Source organism: Streptomyces africanus (assembly GCF_002150735.1).
Classification (GTDB): Bacteria; Actinomycetota; Actinomycetes; order Streptomycetales; family Streptomycetaceae; genus Streptomyces; species Streptomyces africanus.
Genome location: NZ_MUKA01000606.1, coordinates 1 through 1,779, shown reverse-complemented (window position 1 = coordinate 1,779; position 1,779 = coordinate 1). Strand labels below are relative to the sequence as shown.

Sequence of the window (1,779 nt, the reverse complement as noted above, 5' to 3'; positions counted from 1 at the left end):
TGGTTCTGAAACCACGAACAGTCCCACGTTGCCACAGCGTGGTGCGGCTGACAGTTTCATAGTGTTTCGGTGGTTATAGCGTAGGGGAAACGCCCGGTTACATTCCGAACCCGGAAGCTAAGCCTTACAGCGCCGATGGTACTGCAGGGGGGACCCTGTGGGAGAGTAGGACGCCGCCGAACAATTATTGACAGGGCTGGACCCGTAACTTCGGTTACGGGTCCAGCCCTTTTTTGTTCTCCGTCACTTGAAGTTCACGTTGCGCGATCAGCATCCAGAGCATGGGTACTGCTGCAATGCTCAGGGCCGCCGGTGTCGGACTCGGTGACGAAGTCGTCGTGCCGGCCTTCGGGAACGTCGAGGTCGCCGAGGCTGTGGCCAAGGCCGGGGCGCTGCCCGTGTTCGCTGACATAGATCCCTTCACCTACTGCCTCGATGCCTCTGCTGTGGAAGAGGCGGTGACCCCGCGCACCGCGGCCGTGGTGGTCGTACACCGCTTCGGCCGGCTCGCCGACATCGCGCGGCTGCACGAGCTGGGAGCACGGCACGGGCTGCTCGTGCTGGAGCAGGGCGAGTCCGAGGCGCCGTACGACGAGATAGCCCAGCGCAGGGAGCGGGCGGCTTATCTCCATGCGAAGTTGAGGGGTGTGCGGACGCCGGACGACGGTGACGGACACACCTATCAGCAGTACGTCGTGCGCGTTCCGGGCAATGGACGCCCGGATCGGGACGCTTTCGCACGGGCTGTGCGGGGCCGGGGAGTCGAGTGCCGGGTGCCGGTGAAGACTCCGGTGCATCGACTGCCTGAATTCCGGCGGTGTGTTTCTCTCCCGGAGACGGAGCGCGCTTCCGACGAGACGCTCGCACTGCCGGTGGACGCCACCCTGACCAAGCGGGACATGCAGCGGATCGTGTCCGCCTGTAATGCCCTTGGAGGGCTTCTCCAGCCCGCTTTCTGACGTGGTTGGGAGCACGGGTCTGTTCGGGGTATGATCTATTCCGTTGCCGCGCGGGAAACCCCGCAAAGCGACAGGCCCCTATAGCTCAGTCGGTAGAGCGTCTCCATGGTAAGGAGAAGGTCAACGGTTCGATTCCGTTTGGGGGCTCCAGCGGAAAAGGCCCCACCCTCACGGGTGGGGCCTTTTCCGTGTCCTAGTCCTTGTGGAGGCCCGGGACGCGCATCGCCAGGATCGCCATGTCGTCGGACGGGGCGTCCGACGCGAAGCGTTCCACCGCGCGCATGATGCGGGCCGCGACCGCGCCGGCGGTAAGGCCCGTGCAGGTCGTCAGGACGTCGGCGAGGCCGTCGTCGCCCAGCATGCGGGCGCCTTCGCGGCGTTCGGTGACGCCGTCCGTGACGCACAGGAGGACGTCGCCCGGGTCCAGGGTGACCGTCTGCTCGTAGAGTTCCAGGTCGTCGATGACACCGAGGAGCGGCTGGGGTTCGGCCGCCGGTTCCACCGAGCCGTCCTGGCGCAGGCGCAGCGGGAGCGGGTGGCCGGCGCAGACGACCTTCAGTTCGGCGCTGCCGTCCTCCTGGGGGCGCATCTCGCCGTAGAGGAGGGTGAGGAAGCGGCTGCGGGCGCCTTCGTCGAGGATGGCGGAGTTCAGGCGTTCCAGGACCGCCGGGCCGCTGAGGCCCTCGCGGGCCAGGAGGCGCAGGGCGTGGCGGGCCAGGCCCGTGACAGCCGCCGCGTTCGGGCCCGTACCGCAGACGTCGCCGATGGCGAAGCCGTAGGCGCCGTCGCGGATGGGGAAGACGTCGTAGAAGTCGCCGCC

General features: G+C 67.1%; 2 protein-coding genes, 1 tRNA gene and 1 rRNA gene. 3 read left to right on the top strand and 1 reads right to left on the bottom strand.

Features of this window, described 5'->3' with window-relative positions; translation table 11 throughout:
* Positions 1-65: 65 nt before the first annotated feature.
* The 3 genes from rrf (at position 66) to CCL05_RS42565 (ending at position 1,109) form a co-directional block, all read left to right on the top strand.
* Positions 66-182: ribosomal RNA gene (gene rrf, locus CCL05_RS42575) — 5S ribosomal RNA — on the top strand.
* Between the two features lie 114 nt (positions 183-296).
* Positions 297-959 carry a DegT/DnrJ/EryC1/StrS family aminotransferase gene (locus CCL05_RS42570; protein ID WP_244204612.1) on the top strand — a complete coding sequence of 221 codons (663 nt, stop codon included), beginning with the start codon at positions 297-299 and terminating at the stop codon, positions 957-959.
* Between the two features lie 74 nt (positions 960-1,033).
* Positions 1,034-1,109, top strand: a tRNA-Thr gene (locus CCL05_RS42565).
* A 43-nt stretch (positions 1,110-1,152) separates the two neighbouring features.
* On the opposite strand, the gene CCL05_RS42560 is transcribed toward CCL05_RS42565, so the two are convergent.
* Positions 1,153-1,779 (bottom strand): PP2C family protein-serine/threonine phosphatase (locus CCL05_RS42560; RefSeq protein WP_143590059.1); only part of this gene is annotated, 627 nt, incomplete at its 5' end.